This window comes from Deinococcus carri (genome assembly GCF_039545055.1).
In the GTDB taxonomy this organism is placed as follows: domain Bacteria; phylum Deinococcota; class Deinococci; order Deinococcales; family Deinococcaceae; genus Deinococcus; species Deinococcus carri.
The window spans coordinates 268,536-284,212 of sequence record NZ_BAABRP010000001.1 but is presented as its reverse complement, the minus strand read 5'-3'; the positions used below and the strand labels follow the sequence as shown (position 1 = coordinate 284,212).

The 15,677-nt window shown below is 70.1% G+C and carries 14 protein-coding genes; 9 read left to right on the top strand and 5 right to left on the bottom strand.

Annotation, left to right across the window (positions count from 1 at the left end; translation table 11 throughout):
- Window positions 1-5 precede the first annotated feature (5 nt).
- Both ABEA67_RS01455 and ABEA67_RS01450 read right to left on the bottom strand, forming a co-directional pair.
- On the bottom strand, window positions 6-1,982 hold the full coding sequence (locus ABEA67_RS01455; RefSeq protein WP_345459781.1) for an AMP-binding protein: 1,977 nt from the start codon (window positions 1,980-1,982) through the stop codon (window positions 6-8).
- Window positions 1,979-2,776, bottom strand: a complete 798-nt coding sequence (locus tag ABEA67_RS01450; RefSeq protein ID WP_345459778.1) for an ABC transporter ATP-binding protein — start codon at window positions 2,774-2,776, stop codon at window positions 1,979-1,981. The genes ABEA67_RS01455 and ABEA67_RS01450 overlap by 4 nt, the downstream gene beginning before the upstream one ends.
- Window positions 2,777-3,043: 267 nt before the next feature.
- Here ABEA67_RS01450 and ABEA67_RS01445 point away from each other — a divergent pair, with 267 nt between their 5' ends.
- The 3 genes from ABEA67_RS01445 to ABEA67_RS01435 all read left to right on the top strand — a co-directional run bounded on the left by ABEA67_RS01445 (window position 3,044) and on the right by ABEA67_RS01435 (window position 5,905).
- Window positions 3,044-4,609, top strand: coding sequence for an AMP-binding protein (locus tag ABEA67_RS01445; protein ID WP_345459775.1), 1,566 nt, complete (start codon window positions 3,044-3,046; stop codon window positions 4,607-4,609).
- Between the two features lie 94 nt (window positions 4,610-4,703).
- Window positions 4,704-5,360, top strand: coding sequence for a ribonuclease HII (locus ABEA67_RS01440; RefSeq protein WP_345459773.1), 657 nt, complete (start codon window positions 4,704-4,706; stop codon window positions 5,358-5,360).
- Complete coding sequence (locus ABEA67_RS01435) at window positions 5,357-5,905, top strand: MOSC domain-containing protein (RefSeq protein WP_345459770.1); 549 nt, start codon at window positions 5,357-5,359, stop codon at window positions 5,903-5,905. The genes ABEA67_RS01440 and ABEA67_RS01435 overlap by 4 nt, the downstream gene beginning before the upstream one ends.
- A 133-nt stretch (window positions 5,906-6,038) precedes the next feature.
- On the opposite strand, the gene ABEA67_RS01430 is transcribed toward ABEA67_RS01435, so the two are convergent.
- Window positions 6,039-7,388 carry a M28 family peptidase gene (locus ABEA67_RS01430; RefSeq protein WP_345459767.1) on the bottom strand — a complete coding sequence of 450 codons (1,350 nt, stop codon included), beginning with the start codon at window positions 7,386-7,388 and terminating at the stop codon, window positions 6,039-6,041.
- 81 nt (window positions 7,389-7,469) lie between these two features.
- Between ABEA67_RS01430 and lepA the strand changes: the two genes are divergently transcribed.
- From lepA to ABEA67_RS01410, 4 genes are all read left to right on the top strand, one after another.
- Window positions 7,470-9,293, top strand: coding sequence for a translation elongation factor 4 (lepA, locus tag ABEA67_RS01425; RefSeq protein WP_345459764.1), 1,824 nt, complete (start codon window positions 7,470-7,472; stop codon window positions 9,291-9,293).
- A gap of 320 nt (window positions 9,294-9,613) precedes the next feature.
- Window positions 9,614-10,594 carry an MBL fold metallo-hydrolase gene (locus ABEA67_RS01420; RefSeq protein WP_345459762.1) on the top strand — a complete coding sequence of 327 codons (981 nt, stop codon included), beginning with the start codon at window positions 9,614-9,616 and terminating at the stop codon, window positions 10,592-10,594.
- Window positions 10,595-10,785: 191 nt separating this feature from the next.
- A complete protein-coding gene (locus ABEA67_RS01415; RefSeq protein ID WP_425557135.1) occupies window positions 10,786-11,841 on the top strand; it encodes a sensor histidine kinase in 1,056 nt (351 codons plus the stop codon).
- The gene (locus ABEA67_RS01410; RefSeq protein WP_345459760.1) at window positions 11,838-12,422 is read left to right on the top strand and encodes a response regulator transcription factor; all 585 of its coding nucleotides are present in this window, start codon (window positions 11,838-11,840) and stop codon (window positions 12,420-12,422) included. Before ABEA67_RS01415 ends, ABEA67_RS01410 begins: the two co-directional genes overlap by 4 nt.
- 71 nt (window positions 12,423-12,493) lie before the next feature.
- Here ABEA67_RS01410 and ABEA67_RS01405 read toward each other — a convergent pair whose 3' ends face one another.
- Complete coding sequence (locus ABEA67_RS01405; protein WP_345459757.1) at window positions 12,494-12,850, bottom strand: hypothetical protein; 357 nt, start codon at window positions 12,848-12,850, stop codon at window positions 12,494-12,496.
- Window positions 12,851-12,937: 87 nt separating this feature from the next.
- Here ABEA67_RS01405 and ABEA67_RS01400 point away from each other — a divergent pair, with 87 nt between their 5' ends.
- Window positions 12,938-14,119: a pyridoxal phosphate-dependent aminotransferase gene (locus ABEA67_RS01400; RefSeq protein WP_345459754.1), complete on the top strand. Its 1,182-nt coding sequence runs from the start codon at window positions 12,938-12,940 to the stop codon at window positions 14,117-14,119.
- A 118-nt stretch (window positions 14,120-14,237) separates the two neighbouring features.
- Window positions 14,238-14,486: a hypothetical protein gene (locus tag ABEA67_RS01395; protein ID WP_345459751.1), complete on the top strand. Its 249-nt coding sequence runs from the start codon at window positions 14,238-14,240 to the stop codon at window positions 14,484-14,486.
- Window positions 14,487-15,001: 515 nt separating this feature from the next.
- Here the strand turns inward: ABEA67_RS01395 and ABEA67_RS01390 are convergent.
- Window positions 15,002-15,607, bottom strand: a complete 606-nt coding sequence (locus tag ABEA67_RS01390) for a nitroreductase family protein (protein WP_345459748.1) — start codon at window positions 15,605-15,607, stop codon at window positions 15,002-15,004.
- Between the last annotated feature and the right edge of the window lie 70 nt (window positions 15,608-15,677).

The following is a 15,677-nucleotide window of genomic DNA, read 5'->3' as shown; positions in this document are numbered from 1 at the left end:
GTTCTTCATGCCCCCACCGCCGCGCGCCGCACGGGGGCCGGGGGGCCAGCGGTGCCCCCACTGGGGACACGGTGAATGGGCACGTCCGTCTCCACCCGCTGCACCTGCCCGTCCTGGTACTTGAACTCGGCCTGCACGCGCACGCTGTCCGAGCCGTCGTAGAGTGCCGCGATGATGGGCGCGTACCGCTCGCGGACGATCCCCCGGCGGACCTTGCCGGTGCGGGTGAGTTCGTCGTCGTCGGCGTCGAGCTGCTTGTAGAGCAGGACAAAGCGCCTGATCCGCTCGTGGGGTTCCAGGCGTTCGTTCACCGCCTGCACTTCCCGCGCGATCAGGTCGGCCACCTCCGGCTTGCCGCTGAGGTCCCTGTAGGTGGTGTAGGCGAGCTGGCGTTTTTCCGCCCACTGCCCGGCCGTCAGGGGGTCCACGTTCAGCAGCGCGGTCACGTCCTCCTGCCCGTCGCCCAGCACCACGGCTTCCTTGAGGTAGGGGCTGAACTTCAGGCGGTTCTCGATAAACTGCGGGCTGAAGCGTTCGCCGCGCGCGCTGAGCATCACGTCGCTGAGGCGGTCGATCACGATCAGGTGGCCGTCTTCGGTGAGGCGGCCCGCGTCGCCGGAGTGCAGCCAGCCGTCCCGGATGCTCTCGGCGCTCGCCTCGGGCTTCTTGTAGTACCCGTGGCACACGGCGGGGCTGCGGCTGATGATCTCGCCCTCGGCACTGATGCGGACCTCGCCGCCGGGCAGCATCTTGCCGACTGTGTCGAAGCGCACGTCGCCGTCGCGGTGGACATAGGCGATGCCCACGATCTCGGTCTGCCCGTAGATCTGCTTCAGGTTCACGCCCAGGCCGTGATAGAAGCGGAACACGTCCGGACCCAGCGCCGCGCCGCCCGTGTAGGCCCGCCTCAGGCGCAGAAAGCCCAGTTGGTCGAGCAGCGGCCGGGTCAGGCCCCAGTACGCCAGCCAGCGTTTGAGGGCGGTGGCCGGGCGGGGTCTTTTCCCGGTCAGGGAAGCGTCGGCGGCGTCGGTGCTCCACTTCAGCAGCCGGCGGTACACGGCGCGGTTCAGGCCGTAGCTTTCCTGCACGCGCAGGAACATCTGGCTCTGGATGTTTTCCCAGACGCGCGGCGGGGCGAACATCACGTGCGGGCCGACCTCCACCAGATCGCTCATGGCCGTCTCGGTGCTTTCGGGAAAGTTCACGGTCAGGCCGCACGACAGCGCCACCGCCACCGTCATCATCTGCTCGCCAATCCAGGCCAGCGGCAGGAAGGAGAGGTAGTCGTCGCCGGGCCGCAGCGGGTCCACCTCGCCCAGCGCCTGCCCCATGTACAGCAGGTTGCGGTGGCTGAGCATCGCCGCTTTGGGCAAGCCGGTGGTGCCGCTCGTCAGCGAGAAGTGGCAGATGTCGTCCGGCTGACCGAGGGCCGCTTCCCGCCCGAACACGTCCCCGGCTTCCCGCCGCCCCAGTTCCAGCAGTTCCCCGAAGCTCATGAACCAGTCGTCCGGGGCGTGTTTGCTCATGCCGCGCGGGTCCTCGTAGATCACCCGGCGGACCTGCGGCAACTCCGCGCGGTGTTCGAGCAGCTTGTCCACCTGCTCCTCGTCCTCGGCCAGCACGACCACCGCGTCGGTGTAGTCCACGACGTAGCGCACCTCGCTGGCGACGCTGCTCTGGTACACGCCCACGCTGACGGCCCCGAGCGCCTGCGCGCCCACCTCCATGAACACCCAGGCGGGAATGTTCTCCGCGATGATCGCCACCTTGTCGCCCCGGCGCACGCCCAGCGCGTGCAGACCGGCGGCCACCTCCCGCACCCGCTGGAGGTAGGCGGCGTAGGTCGTCTCGTTCCAGATGCCGTATTCCTTGTGGCGCAGGGCGACGGCGTCCGGCATTAGGGCCGCCCGCCGCGCCAGCAGTTGCGGGATGGTCAGGGCGGCCACGTCTCCCAGCGGTCCGGTCCCTAGCGGTCCGGTCATGCGCCCACCGCCTGCGGCTGCGCCGCCTCTGCCGCGGCCACGCCGGTGTAGGCCTCGATCACGCGCGGGTCGCAGCCCACCTCGGCGGGGGTACCGCCCGCGATGCGCTGCCCGAAGTCCAGCACGTACACCCGGTCGCTGATGTCCATCACCACGCCCAGGTCGTGTTCGATCAGCACCACCGTGATGCCCTGCTCGCGCTGGATGTCGAGGATGAAGCGCACCATGTCTTCTTTCTCCTCGACGTTCATGCCCGCCATCGGCTCGTCGAGCAGCAGCAGCCGGGGCGCGAGGGTCAGCGCACGGGCCACCTCGACGCGCTTCTGGATGCCGTAGCTCAGGGTGCCGACCGGGTGCGTGCGGTGGGGTTCGAGTTCCATGAAGTCCACGATCCGCTCGACGTAGGCGCGGTTCTCGGCCTCACGGCGGCTGGCGCGGCCATAGAAGACCAGGCTGTCGAGCAGGCTGTAGCGCAGGTGGGTGTGCCGCGCGAGCAGCAGGTTCTCCACGACGCTGAGGCCCCGGAACAACTCCAGGTTCTGGAAGGCGCGGGCGATGCCGTACCCGGTGACGACATTGGGGGCGGCGCGCGACAGGTCGTGTTCCCCGAAGGTAATGCGGCCGCGCGTGGGGTGGTAGAAACCGCTGATGCAGTTCAGCAGGCTGGTCTTGCCTGCCCCGTTCGGCCCGATGATGCTGACGATCTCGCCCTCGGGGACGGTGAGGCTCACGTCCGTCAGGGCGTTCAGGCCCCCGAAGGTCAGGGTAACGTTCTCGACGTGAAGCTGCGGCATTTCACCTCCTGTGGGCCGGTGGCGTCACTCGGCAGGCGGGAGCGGGGAGCAAAGGCGGGGCTTCCCCCACGGCGGAGCGGGAAAGCACGAACCTGAAAGGATTGTCGGTGCCCGGATTATGAGTGAGTGGCAGGCACACTCGCCCTCAACCTGTCTAGATGAATCAGGTTCAAAGAACCAAAACCCTTTATCTGTCTAGACGTATTACAGCCCTGTTCACTTCTCCTCCTCATGCCGTGTCGCATCCTTGGCCCTGGACCCCTCACCGTGAAGACGCCCCTGACCCCCCTGGACCCCGTGCTGCGCGCCCTGAGCGTGTATCCACAGCGCCCCGCCCTGGTCGACGCGGCCGGACACGGGCACCTCAGTTACGCCGAACTGGCGGACCGGGCCGCGCGCCTCGTCACGCTGCTGCGCGAGGCGGGGTTGCCGCCGGGCGGTCACGTCCTGCTGGTGTCCCCCAACACCGCCGACGCGCTGACGGCCTTTCACGCGGTCCCGCTGGCCGGGGGCGTGATCGTGCCGCTCAACCCGCGCTTCACCGACGCGGAACTCGGCTTTCTGGGCGCGCACGCCGACCCGGTGCTCGCGCTGGTGGACGCGGCGCACCTTCCCCGCGTGGGGGCGGCCCTGACCCAGCGGGGCGTGCCGGTCATCGCCACCGGCACGGGTGGGGACCTCGCCGCGCGGCTGGCCCGCGTGCCGCCCGCGCCGCTCGCGGTGCCGGACACGCTCGCGGAGGACGACCCCATCAGCGTGAACTACACCTCCGGCACCACCAGCGACCCCAAGGGCGTGATGCTGACGCACCGGAGCGTCTTCCTGAATGTTACCAACATGCTCTACCACCTGAACCTGCGGCCCGGCAGCGTCTTTTTGCACGCGCTGCCCTTCGCGCACGCCAACGGCTGGGGCAGCGTGTGGGCAGTCACGGCGGCGGGCGGCACGCACGTGACGCTCCCGGACCCCGGCCCGGTTCCCCTGCGGGCCGCGATCACCGCGCACGGCGTCACGCACCTGTGCGCCTCGCCCGCGCTGCTGGCCCCGCTGGCGGACGCGGCCGCGCCGCAACCCCTCCCCCACCCCGTCCGGGTGATGCTGGCCGGCACCAGCCCGCCGCCGCGCCTGATCGGCACCTTGCAGGCGCAGGGCTTCGAGGTGCTGCACGGCTACGGCCTCACCGAGAGCAGCGCCCTGGTCACGCTGGCCGACCCCACGCCGGAAACGCAGGCACTTCCCCCGGAGGAACAGGCCCGCCTGCTCTCCCGCCAGGGGTACGCGATGCTGCTGGCCGGGCAGGTGCAGGTGATCCGCGACGACGGCACGCCCGTTCCCCACGACGGCCTGACGCCCGGCGAGATCGTGCTGCGCGGCAACCAGGTCATGAAGGGCTACTACAAGAACCGCGCCGCCACCCGCCGCGCTATCCAGGGCGGCTGGCTGCACACCGGCGACGTGGCCTGCGTGCATCCGGGCGGGCGGCTGGAAATCCTCGACCGGGCCGGGGACCTGCTGAACGTCGGCGGGCAGCCCGTCTCCAGCGCGCAGGTGGAAGCCGTGCTGTACCGTCATCCCAGCGTGCGCGAGGCGGTCGTGGTGGCCGCGCGGGGAGAAGGCGGGGACCTGCCCGTCGCCTTTGTCACGCTGCACCCCGGCGCGCAGGTGCAGGGCCGCGAACTGCTGGCCTTTGCCCGCCCGCACCTGCCCCCCCACGCCCTGCCCGCCCGCATCGTCTTCGCGCCCGAGCTGCCCAAGACCGCCAGCGGCAAGGTGCTGAAGTACGTGCTGCGCGAGCAGGCCGCCGGGCGGGCCGCCGGGCAACCCGCGGATTAGGGCGGCACTCCGCCCAGCCCGGAAAGGTTCGGCAACCGGTCACGGCACTGCCCCAGGCAGAAGGCGGCCGGCCGAAGGCTGATAGCTTTTCCCCATGCCGCCCCCTGCCCACACCCCCCCTGCCGTGACCCCCGACTGGGCCTTCGAGCGCGAACACTGGCGGCGCGGGTATTTCCGCGTGGCGGGCGTGGACGAGGCGGGGCGCGGGGCCTGGGCAGGGCCGGTGACGGTGGCGGCGGTGATTCTGCCGGGGCTGGCAACCGACTATCCCTTCCGGGACAGCAAGCAGCTCACGCCCGCGGCGCGGGAGACGCTGGCGGCGGAGGTGCGGCGGGTGGCGCTGAGCTGGGCGGTGGAACACGCCTGGCCGGAGGAGATCGACCGCCTGAACATCCTGGGGGCCACGCACGCGGCGGCGCTCCGGGCACTGGCCCGCCTGGACCCCCCGCCGCAGGCCCTGGTCACCGATTACCTCAAGCTCCGCACGCCGCTGCCCCTCAGCGCCCCACCCAGGGCCGACGCGCTGAGTTACAGCGTGGCCGCTGCCAGCCTGCTCGCCAAGACCGAGCGTGACCGGCTGATGCTGGAGCTGGACGCGCGGCACCCCGGCTACGGCTTCGCGGCCCACAAGGGCTACGGTGCACCCGCCCACCGCGCCGCGCTGCAACGCCTGGGGGTCTCGGAGGTCCACCGGCGCAGCTATGCGCCTATCGCCCGTCTGCTCGGCCCGACCCCGGAGGAACAACCATGACCCCCAGCGCCAGCGTTCTGGCCGTCAGCCTCAGCCCCGCGCACACCTTCAGCAAAACGCCGCAGCCGGAGATTCACCTTCTGTCCGGGCTGGGCGTGGAGGGGGACGCCCACGCGGGCCGCACCGTCAGGCACCGCTCGCGGGTGGCGCAGAACCCGGACCAGCCGAACCTGCGCCAGATTCACCTGATTCATGCCGAACTGCTGGACGAGCTGCGCGGGCAGGGCTTCCGGGCAGCCCCCGGCGACCTGGGCGAGAACGTGACCACGCGGGGCGTGGACCTGCTGGGGCTGCCCCGCGGCACACGGCTCCACCTGGGCGAGGCGGCGGTGGTGGAGGTCACGGGCCTGCGCAACCCCTGCGCGCAGATCGATGCCTTCCAGCCGGGCCTGCTGCGGGCCGTCCTGGGGCACGACGCCGCGGGGAACCTGATTCGCAAGGCCGGCATCATGGGTGTGGTGCTGGCCGGAGGCGCGGTGCGTCCGGGCGATAGGCTGCGCGTGGAGCTGCCACCGCAACCACACGAGCGGCTGGAACGGGTCTAGGCGGGTTCCCCTAGGGCGGCGCTCCGTTCCGTTGCCGCGTATCTTGGGCGGCCACTCCACTTCGCGCCGCCCTCATCACGGTTGCTCACTCCGTTCGGCTCAGAAAGGTCCGGCAACCTTTCTGAGCGCCGCCCTAACACCCCTCGCTCTTGAACCCCTCGCACGGCTCGTCGGGCATCCAGGGGGCGGCGAGGGCCGCCTGCGCCAGCTTCACGGCGAACGCTCCCGCCTCCCGCACCAGCGCGGGCGAGAGCGTGTTGTCGCTGGCGGCGTGGTAGTTGTCGTCCAGACCGCGGTGGATGAACACGGTGCGGACGCCCCAGGCGATGAAGGGCACCTGGTCGCTGCTGCCACCGACGTTCATGGACCGGCCGAAGGTTTCGCGTCGCTGGGTGGATTCGTCCTCAAACACGCGGATGCCGGGCCGCACCTGCTTTGCCAGCGGCAGCAGCTCGGCGTCGGCGGCGACCCCCAGCGGTTCGGCGGCCACGCCCACCATGTCGAGGTTCAGCATCGCCCGCGTCTGCCGCAGGGGGTAACGGTGCGCGTCCACGAAGGTGCGGCTGCCCACCAGGCCGTCCTCCTCGGCATCGAACAGGACGAACCAGGCGCGGCCTGCCAGGGGTGTCCCGGCCGCCTCGCGCGCGGCCTCCAGCACCGCCAGCACGCCGCTGGCATTGTCGTTCGCGCCGGGCGAGCCGTTCACGCTGTCGAGGTGGGCACCGAACAGCACTTCGGGTTTCGCCCCCACGCGGGCGGCGATGAGGTTGCGGCCCGTGACCTTCCGTACCTCCACGTTTGAAGTGAGCTGGGCCTGCTGGCCCGCCAGCGGCAGCACCCGCCGCCCGTCCGCGGCGCTGACCTGCACCAGCGGCAGGGGCGTGGCGGGCACACGCCGCACCTGCCGTGTCCCGCAGTCCTGCACCAGCACCAGGCCCAGCGCCCCCGCCCGCGTGGCCCGCTCCACCAGTTCGGTCCACGTCACCTCGTCGCCGTCCCACTCCCGGCAGGTGGTCAGGGCGATCTGCCCGCGCAGGCCCCGCGCCTCCATCTGCTCGGTGGTCGCCCCGGCGGGCAGGCGCACCAGCCGGCCCTCCTGCTCGCCGCCCCGGCTGCCGTACAGGGCGGCGGCAGGAACACTCAGGGACCCCACCTTCAGGGTGCCGCCCCGGTCGAAGGGCCGCTCCAGCGTCACCGGCTCCCAGGTCACGGGGTAGCCCAGCGCGCGGAACTGTGCGGCCAGCCAGTCCAGGGCGCGGTCATGGCCCCCCGCGCTCACCGGACGCGGGCCGAAGGCGCGCAGGTCGGCCCAGTCCTGCGACGGGGTGCGCGCGAGGGCCGCCGGCTGTGCGGGCAGGTTCTGCGGGCGGTTGGCCCAGTGCCAGGCACCCCAGCCGCCCCCCAGGACGAGCGCGGCGGGCAGGAGCCAGTGCCAGGCAGGACGGCGCGGCCGGGTCGGCAAGGGCCGGGAGCGGGCGTACATGGGTCCCAGCATAGGGGAGGCCAGCCCAGGGAAACGCGGGGCGTCACCGTGCGCGGGCGGCGCACTCGCTACACTGCACCCGTGAACGTCAGGTCCCCCGCTCAGGTCAGAAATTTCTCCATCATCGCCCACGTGGACCACGGCAAGTCCACGCTCGCCGACCGCATCCTGGAACGGCTGGGCGCGATGGGCGAGCGCGACAAACGCGACCAGACGCTCGACACGCTCGAACTGGAGCGCGAACGCGGCATCACCATCAAATCCACGCCCATCCGCCTCACCTACCAGCGGCCCGTGCTGGCTGATGGAACGGGCGGCGAAGAGTACACCTTCAACCTGATCGACACGCCCGGCCACGTGGACTTCAACTACGAGGTAAGCCGCTCCCTGGCCGCCTGCGAGGGCGTGCTGCTGCTGGTGGACGCCTCGCAGGGCGTGGAGGCGCAGACCATCGTCAACGCCTACCTCGCCATCGACAGCAACCTCGAAATCGTGCCGGTGGTGAACAAGATCGACCTCCCCGCCGCCGACCCGGAGGGGGCCGCGCAGGAGCTGGAGGACGTGATCGGCATTCCCGCCGAGGAGGCCATCTTCGCGTCGGGCAAGGCGGGGCTGGGCATTCCCGAGATTCTGGAGGCGATTGTCGAGCGGATTCCCGCCCCCTCGGGCGACCCGGAAGCGCCGCTCAAGGCCCTGATTTTCGACTCCTTCTACGACGCCTACCAGGGCGTGATCCTGTTCGTGCGGGTGCTGGAGGGCACCTTGACCCCCAAGCAGCCCATCATGCTGTTCTCGACCGGCAAGACCTTCGAGGTGGACAAGGTGGGCACCTTCAGCCCCGGCCTGGTCGTGGGCGACTCGCTCCCGGCGGGCGCGGTGGGCTGGGTCGCGGCGGGCATCAAGGACATCCACGACGCGCAGGTGGGCGACACCCTCACCGAAAAGGAACGCCCCACCCCCGAACCGTTTCCCGGCTTCAAGCCCGCGCAGCCGGTGGTCTTCTCGGGCCTCTACCCCACCGATACCGAGGACTACCGCAAGCTGCGCGACGCGCTGGACAAGCTCAAGCTCAACGACGCCGCCTTCACCTTCGAGCCGGAAACGTCCGAGGCGCTGGGCTTCGGGTTCCGCTGCGGCTTCCTGGGCCTGCTGCACGCCGAGATCATCCAGGAGCGGCTGGAGCGCGAGTACGACCTCGACCTGATCGCCACCGCACCCGCCGTGGTCTACCGCCTGACGCTGACGAACGGCGAGGTGTTCGAGACGCAGAACCCCGCCGACTTTCCCACCCGCGACCGCATCAGCACGGTGGAGGAACCGTACATCAAGCTCAGCATCATGCTGCCCGAGGACTACGTGGGGCCGGTGATGCAGCTTCTCCAGGAGCGGCGCGGCTCGATGGTCACGATGAACTACGTGGGCAAGCGCGTGGAGCTGATCTACGAGGTGCCGTTCGCGGAAATCCTGTACGACTTCCACGACCGCCTCAAGTCCATCTCGCGCGGCTACGCCAGCATGGACTACGAGCAAATAGGCTACCGCGAGGGCGACCTGCGCAAGGTGGACATTCTCGTCAACAACGAGGTGGTGGACGCCCTGGCCATCATCGTCCACGAGGACAAGGCGTACTCGCTGGGCCGCAAGATCGTGGACAAGATGGCGGAGGTGATTCCCCGGCAGATGTTCCCGGTGCCGGTGCAGGCCACCATCGGCGGCAAGATCATCGCCCGCGCCACCGTCAAGGCCTACCGCAAGGACGTGCTGGCGAAGTGCTACGGCGGCGACATCTCCCGTAAGAAGAAGCTGCTGGAAAAGCAGAAGAAGGGCCGCGCCCGCATGAAGCAGATCGGCACGGTGGAGGTGCCGCAGGAGGCGTTCCTGGCGGTGCTGAGCACGGAGGAGTAACCTTCCCTGGCCCGGCAGTCCACGCCTCATACTGATTCCGATTGAAGGGTGTTGAAAACACCCGGAAATCCGACCAGAGGGAGAAGGAACAAGGGCGGATTTCGGGAGATGGATGAACAGGCGGTGCCCTCCCGACTGTTCAGGAATTGGACGGAATCCGTATCACCCGTCCCCGCCCCAGCGGGGGCGTTCTGCTTTCTTCCCCCGGCCCGCAGGTGGTCCAGTAAGGCAGAGTTAGGCCGGGCAGGGAGTGCCGCTCATCCTGGCTGCCTAGCGTGCAGGAAACATTCCCCGGTTTCACCCCCGAAAGGACGGCCCTCATGACCCAGCTCCCCGCCTGGCAACCCCCGCCCCCCCTCACCACCAGTGTCCAGCAGATTCGCCCGCCCGCCCCGGATGTCTCCACCTTCGGCGGCACGCAGGTGCTGCGGCCCGACGTGGTGCGCGTGCGGCTGCCGATGGTGAATGCCTACCTGCTGGGCCTGCTGGGCGACCCCTGGGTGCTGGTGGACGCCGGGATGCCGGGCACCGCCGGAATGATTCGCGCGGCGGCCGGGAAGTACCACGCGGGCCAACCCCCGGCCGCCATTGTGCTGACCCACGGGCACCTCGACCACATCGGCGCGCTGCATGACCTGCTGGAGGAGTGGCCGGTGTCGGTCTACGCGCACCCGCTGGAACTGCCCCACCTGACCGGTCAGGTCGCCTATCCCTTCCCCGACCCCACGATGGGCGGCGTGATGAGTGCGCTTTCCCCGGCCTTCGTGCCCGGCCCCTTCGATTTCCGGCCCCACGTCCAGGTGCTCCCCTCGGCGGGCGAGGTGCCTTTCCTGCCGGGCTGGCGCTGGTTGCACACGCCGGGGCACAGCGCCGGGCACGTGTCGCTGTGGCGGCCCGAGGACCGGACGCTGATTGCCGGGGATGCCTTCGTGACCACCCGGCAGGAGACGGTCCTGGGGGCGCTGGCCTCGCGGCCCACCCTCGTTCACCGCCCGCCCGCCTACTACACGCCCAACTGGGACGCGGCGCGCGAGTCGGTGCGCCTGCTCGCGGACCTGAACCCCGCCCTGGCCGCCACAGGGCACGGCCACCCCATGACCGAGGTGCAGATGGACCTCGACCTGGCGCGGCTCGCCCGCAACTTCGACGAGGCGGCGCGGCCCCTGCGCGGCTGGTATCTGAACCATCCGGTGCCGGTGGCCCTGCCGCAGCCGGGAACCTCCGACCCGCTGCGAAACATCGTGCTGGGGACGCTGGCGGCGGTGGGCGGCCTGCTGCTGCTGCGGAAGCTGCGGCGCTGAGGCAGCGCGGGGCCATCTTCTTTCTCTGACCTGTCCGCACTCCGGTTCCAGCAGGCAGGCAGCATCTGGGCAGACGTAAACCGCGTCCTATCCGGCAAAAAGAAGCCGGGGAGGGCGCTGCCGCGGGACACATCACCGCCCCATCACAGGTGTGGGGTTTCTGTCAGAGGGCGATTCCTACACTCCGGAACGTGACCACAGGTGAGGTTTCCCTGAGTGCGGCCCGCCCCCTGCGGCAGGAGACGCGCGGAGGCACGCTGCGGGGGCAGTTCACGCTGGTGATTTTCCTGCTGGCGTTTCTGCCCAATCTGGTGCTGACGCTGGCGGCACGTCCGGGCCTTCCCTCGCTGATGCTCGCGGTCTGGATGGGCCTGGTGGCGGCGCTGTGCGGGCTGGTGGGCTATCTGCTCAGCGGCGTGCTGCTGCGGCCCCTCAGTCGCCTGGAGGCCGAAGTGGAGCGCGGCGACTTCGCGCACACCGGGCAGACGCGGGCGCACTCCGACGACCCCACCGAGATTCGCGCGCTGCGGGGGGCCTTTGCCGAGCTGCTGGGCCGCCTCTCGACCGAGCAGGCCCGCCGCAACGCCTTTATGGCGACGCTGGTCCACGACCTCAAGACGCCCCTGATCGCCACCGGCCACCTGACCCGCATCCTGACCGACCACCCCCTGCCCGACGCCGAACGGCACGAGATGGGCCGCGAGCTGCTGACCGAGAACGCCCGGCTGCTGGCCCTGGTCGGGCAGATGGCCGACGCCCACCGCTTCGAGCGCGAGGAGGTGCAGCTCTCGCCCCGGCCCACCGACCTGCGCGCCCTGCTGGAGTGCGTCACCCGCCGCCTGTTGCCCCAGGCCCAGGCGCGCGGCCTGACCCTCACCGTGACGGGCCAGGGCACCGCCCCCGCCGACCCCGCCGTGCTGGAGCGGGCCGTGACCAACCTGACCGAGAACGCCCTGCGGTACGCGCGGACGCAGGTGGCGCTGGCCGTGACCCCCGCAGGCGTGGAGGTGCGCGACGACGGCCCCGGCCTGGGCGCGCCGCTGGAGGAACTCGCGCAGCCGTTCAACGCCCAGCCCGCCACCATCGCGGGGCAGCAGTACACCGCCGGGACCACCGGACTGGGCCTCTTTATCGCCCGCCGCATCGCGGAGACGCACGGCGGCAGCCTCAGCTATGCCCGCCAGAGCGCTGGCCCGCATTCGCCCCATTCCGTCTTCACCCTCAATCTGCCGGAGGTGTCCCCTTGAAACTCGTGATTGCCGATGACCACCCCCTTTTCCGCATGGGCCTGAAATACGCCCTGCTGCACCAGGGCTTCGACGTGGTGGCCGAGGCCGCCGACGGCCTCCAGGCCCTGGAAGCCTGCCGCACCCACCAGCCCGACGTGGCACTGCTCGACGTGAAGATGCCCGGCCTGACCGGCATCGAGGTCTGCGAGCGGCTGCGCCTGACCCATCCGCAGGTGGTCAGCGTGCTGATCACGACCTTTGCGGAACCCGCCATCGTGCAGGCCGCGCGGCTGGCCGGGGCACGTGGCTACGTCAGCAAGGAAACTGACCCCGAGAGCCTGGCCCGGCAACTGCGCGACATCGCCGCCCATCCCGAGATCGACCGCCTGCCCCAGGTCGACGTGCCCCGCCTGACCCCGCGCGAGTCCGAGGTGCTGCCGCTGCTGGCCCAGGGCTTTTCCAACAAGGAAATCGCCAAGAACCTGGGCGTCAGCCCCGACACCGTCAAGGACCACCTGGCCCGCCTGTACGCCAAGCTCGACGCCGGGGACCGCACCGAGGCCGTCAGCCGAGCACGCAGTATCGGTCTGCTGGGGTGAGGCCGGGGCAGGGGGATGGGGGACAGCCGGAGATGCTGTCCCCTCACTCTTGGCCCGCGGCCGGGCAGGTTTCAGCGCCAGCCGCTGCCCAGCCAGGCCAGCAGGAAACAGACACCCGCGGCCAGGAGAGCGACCAGCATGGACGCCAGCGGCCACTGCATCTGCGGCGCAGCAGTGCCCAGGCGGGCCTGTGACATGGCGACGCCACTCTGGACGCCAAACGAACCCTGGGCAAACGAGCCGGCCAGGATGCACAGAAGGATGCCCGCAAGATTCAGCCCCGTCAGGACACCGTGCCGGCCGTGCTGAATCAGCAAGTCCCCCAGGAGCGCGCCCAGAACACTCGCAGCGCCGCCGTACAGTGCGCCGCGCTTCAGCAGGTTTGCCAGGGCTTGCCAGCCTGTCCGGGGCGTGACAGAGGCTTTCATGCGGCGATTGTAGAACTGCCCGGCCTTCTCCGGTACAGCTAGGCCGCGCCTACTTCTCCCCCCGTCCCGGCCGGTACCCTCGGTGATATGAGCGGCTCCCCTGTCTCCTCCCCCTTCCGGCTCTCTGCGCGTGCCCTGAGCCTCAAGCCCTCCGCGACGGTGGCCGTCACGTCGCGGGCGCTGGAGCTGCGTCGGGCCGGCGTGGACGTGATTTCCATGAGCGTGGGCGAGCCGGACTTCGACACGCCGCCCCACATCAAGGCGGCCGCAATCGAGGCCATCGAGGCTGGGAAGACCAAGTACACGCCCGTGGGCGGCATTCCCGAACTGCGCGAGGCCATCAGCGCCAAATTTGCGCGCGAGAATGGCCTGACCTACACCCCCGATGCCGTGACCGTCACCAGCGGCGGCAAGCAGGCCCTCTTCAACGCCTTTTTCGCGCTGCTGAATCCCGGCGACGAGGTGCTGATTCCCGCGCCGTACTGGGTGAGCTACCCGGAGATGGTGGCGCTGACGGGAGCGGTGCCCGTGCCGGTACCCACCACGCCCGAATCCGGCTTCATGCTTGACCCTGAGGAGTTGGCGGCCCGCGTGACTCCCCGCACCCGCATGATCGTACTCAACAGCCCCGGTAACCCGACCGGCGCGGTCTTTCCCCCGGAGGTGCTGGAGGCGGTGGCGGGGGTCGCGCAACGCCACGGCCTCGTCATCGTGACCGACGAGATGTACGAGCATCTGGTGTACGACGCCGAGCAGGTCAGCATCGGGCGGTATGCCCCGGACCACACGCTGACGGTCAACGGCGCGAGCAAGGCCTACGCCATGACCGGCTGGCGCATCGGCTACGCGGGCGGGCCGGGGGCCGTGATTGCCGCGATGAACGCCCTGCAATCCCAGAGCACCAGCAACGCGAGCAGCGTCAGCCAGGCCGCCGCGCTGGCCGCCCTGACCCAGCACGAGGAGACGGCCCGCTTTATCGAGCAGGCCCGCCACGCCTACCGCGAGCGCCGCGACCGCATCGTGGCGGGCCTGAATGCCCTGGGCCTGCCCACGCCCACGCCACAGGGGGCCTTCTACGTGATGGCCGACACCGCCCGCATCCACCCCGACGAGCTGGAAGCCGCCCGCCTCTTGCTGGACCAGGCCCGCGTGGCCGTGGTTCCCGGCACCGATTTCGCCGCGCCGGGTCAGGTACGCCTCAGCTATGCGACCAGCCTGGACAACATCGAGGAAGTGCTGCACCGCATCGGCCAGATGCTGGCGGACTGAACCCGGCCGCTCCGCGCCGCCTTACCCGGATGTGGGGCATCCCAACAGGCCTTTAGCTCCCCCGGCCCTCTTCGAGCGAGACCCCACCTACGCTGGAAGGCACAAGGAGGCAACATCCATGACGGACAACCGCAGGGACCAGAACAGCGAGACGACGGACACGGCGGCCGAGGGCGGAACCACCGGCCAGTCACTTGGCACAGCCACAGGCGCGGGAGACATCGCTGCTGAAGGCGGAACCACCGACGAGGCCACGGGCACCACGCAGGACACCGCGAGCGGTGTCGGCGGCACCACCGACGGCAACCTGGGCCGAATTGCCGACGGCGAAATCGGCCGCGACCGGGAACACAACAACCCCACCTGACGCTCGCCCGATTCCGACCAGCTTCAAAAGCCCTTGCCCCGGTGGGGGTTCCTTTTTGGCGGCGGGTAAAAGCACAGGACTTACGCGAAATGGGGTCTTCGGCAGAAGTAGGAAGTTACAGGTTCCTCCGCTGGGACGGCTTCGCCGTCCACCCCCCTCCCAGCCTCCCCCGCAAGGGGGGAGGAGAAAAAAACAGTTCAGCCCGCACTTTTCTTCCGTTCCCAGAAAAAGCCAAAGCTCCTGCCCCCCCTGTCCCTTCAAACTTTGGAGCCGACGCCCAGGTCCCACCTTGCAAGCGGTCAGGCCTGGAAGACGAGCCGTTCGGGCCGCCAGGCCCGAGGCCGCCCGGCGGGCCAGGCATGGCAACCAGTGGGAAACCGGGGCGAAGCCTGGCAGGCCCAGAACCGCCAGGAACCCCCTTGCCCAGCGCAACGCTGCTCCCCCCTGCCCCCCGATGGGGGGTAGGGGGGCTGGGGGGGCGGGGGGAAGCTCGCTACAAGATGCCCTGTAAACCCCTACGTCTCCTCCACCCACCGCACCTTGTCCCCCATCGGCCGCCGCTCCCCCACCGGCCACTCCCCATCCACAAACCCCAGATACACCAGCCCCATCATGCTCGCTCCCTCCCCAAACCCCAGCGCCTGCGCGGTGTGCTCGTGCAGACTGGCCGCGTTGGTAATCCACTTGCTGCCAATACCCAGCGACCGCGCCGCCAGCATCAGCGTCTGCACGGCGCAGGCCACGGCCCACTGGTCCTCGTAAAGCGGCATCCGGGGCTTCTCGGCGGGCTGGACGGCGACCGCCAGCCAGACCGGCGCGAGACGCTGCCGCTCCCGCTGCGTGCGCAACACGTCCGGGTCAGCCTGCTCTTCGCCCTTCAGCCGGGCCAGCGACGTGGCGAGGACTTCCGCCAGCCGCATCCGCCCCTCGCCGGTAAAGACCACGAAGCGCCAGGGTTCGGTGCGGCCGTGACTGGGTGCCCAGTTGGCGGCTTCCAGCAGCGTCAGCAGCGTCTCCCGGGGAATAGGGTCGGGCCGCAGCCGGGCCAGGTCCACGGTGCGGCGGGCGTGAATGGTGGTCAGCAGGTCGAGCGGTTCGGGCAGGTCAGGCAGGACAGACACGCGGTCCAGGGTAAGGCGAAACGCGCCGGGAACCCCTGGAATGGGAACCTCCGGGAGCCGCACGCCGTAC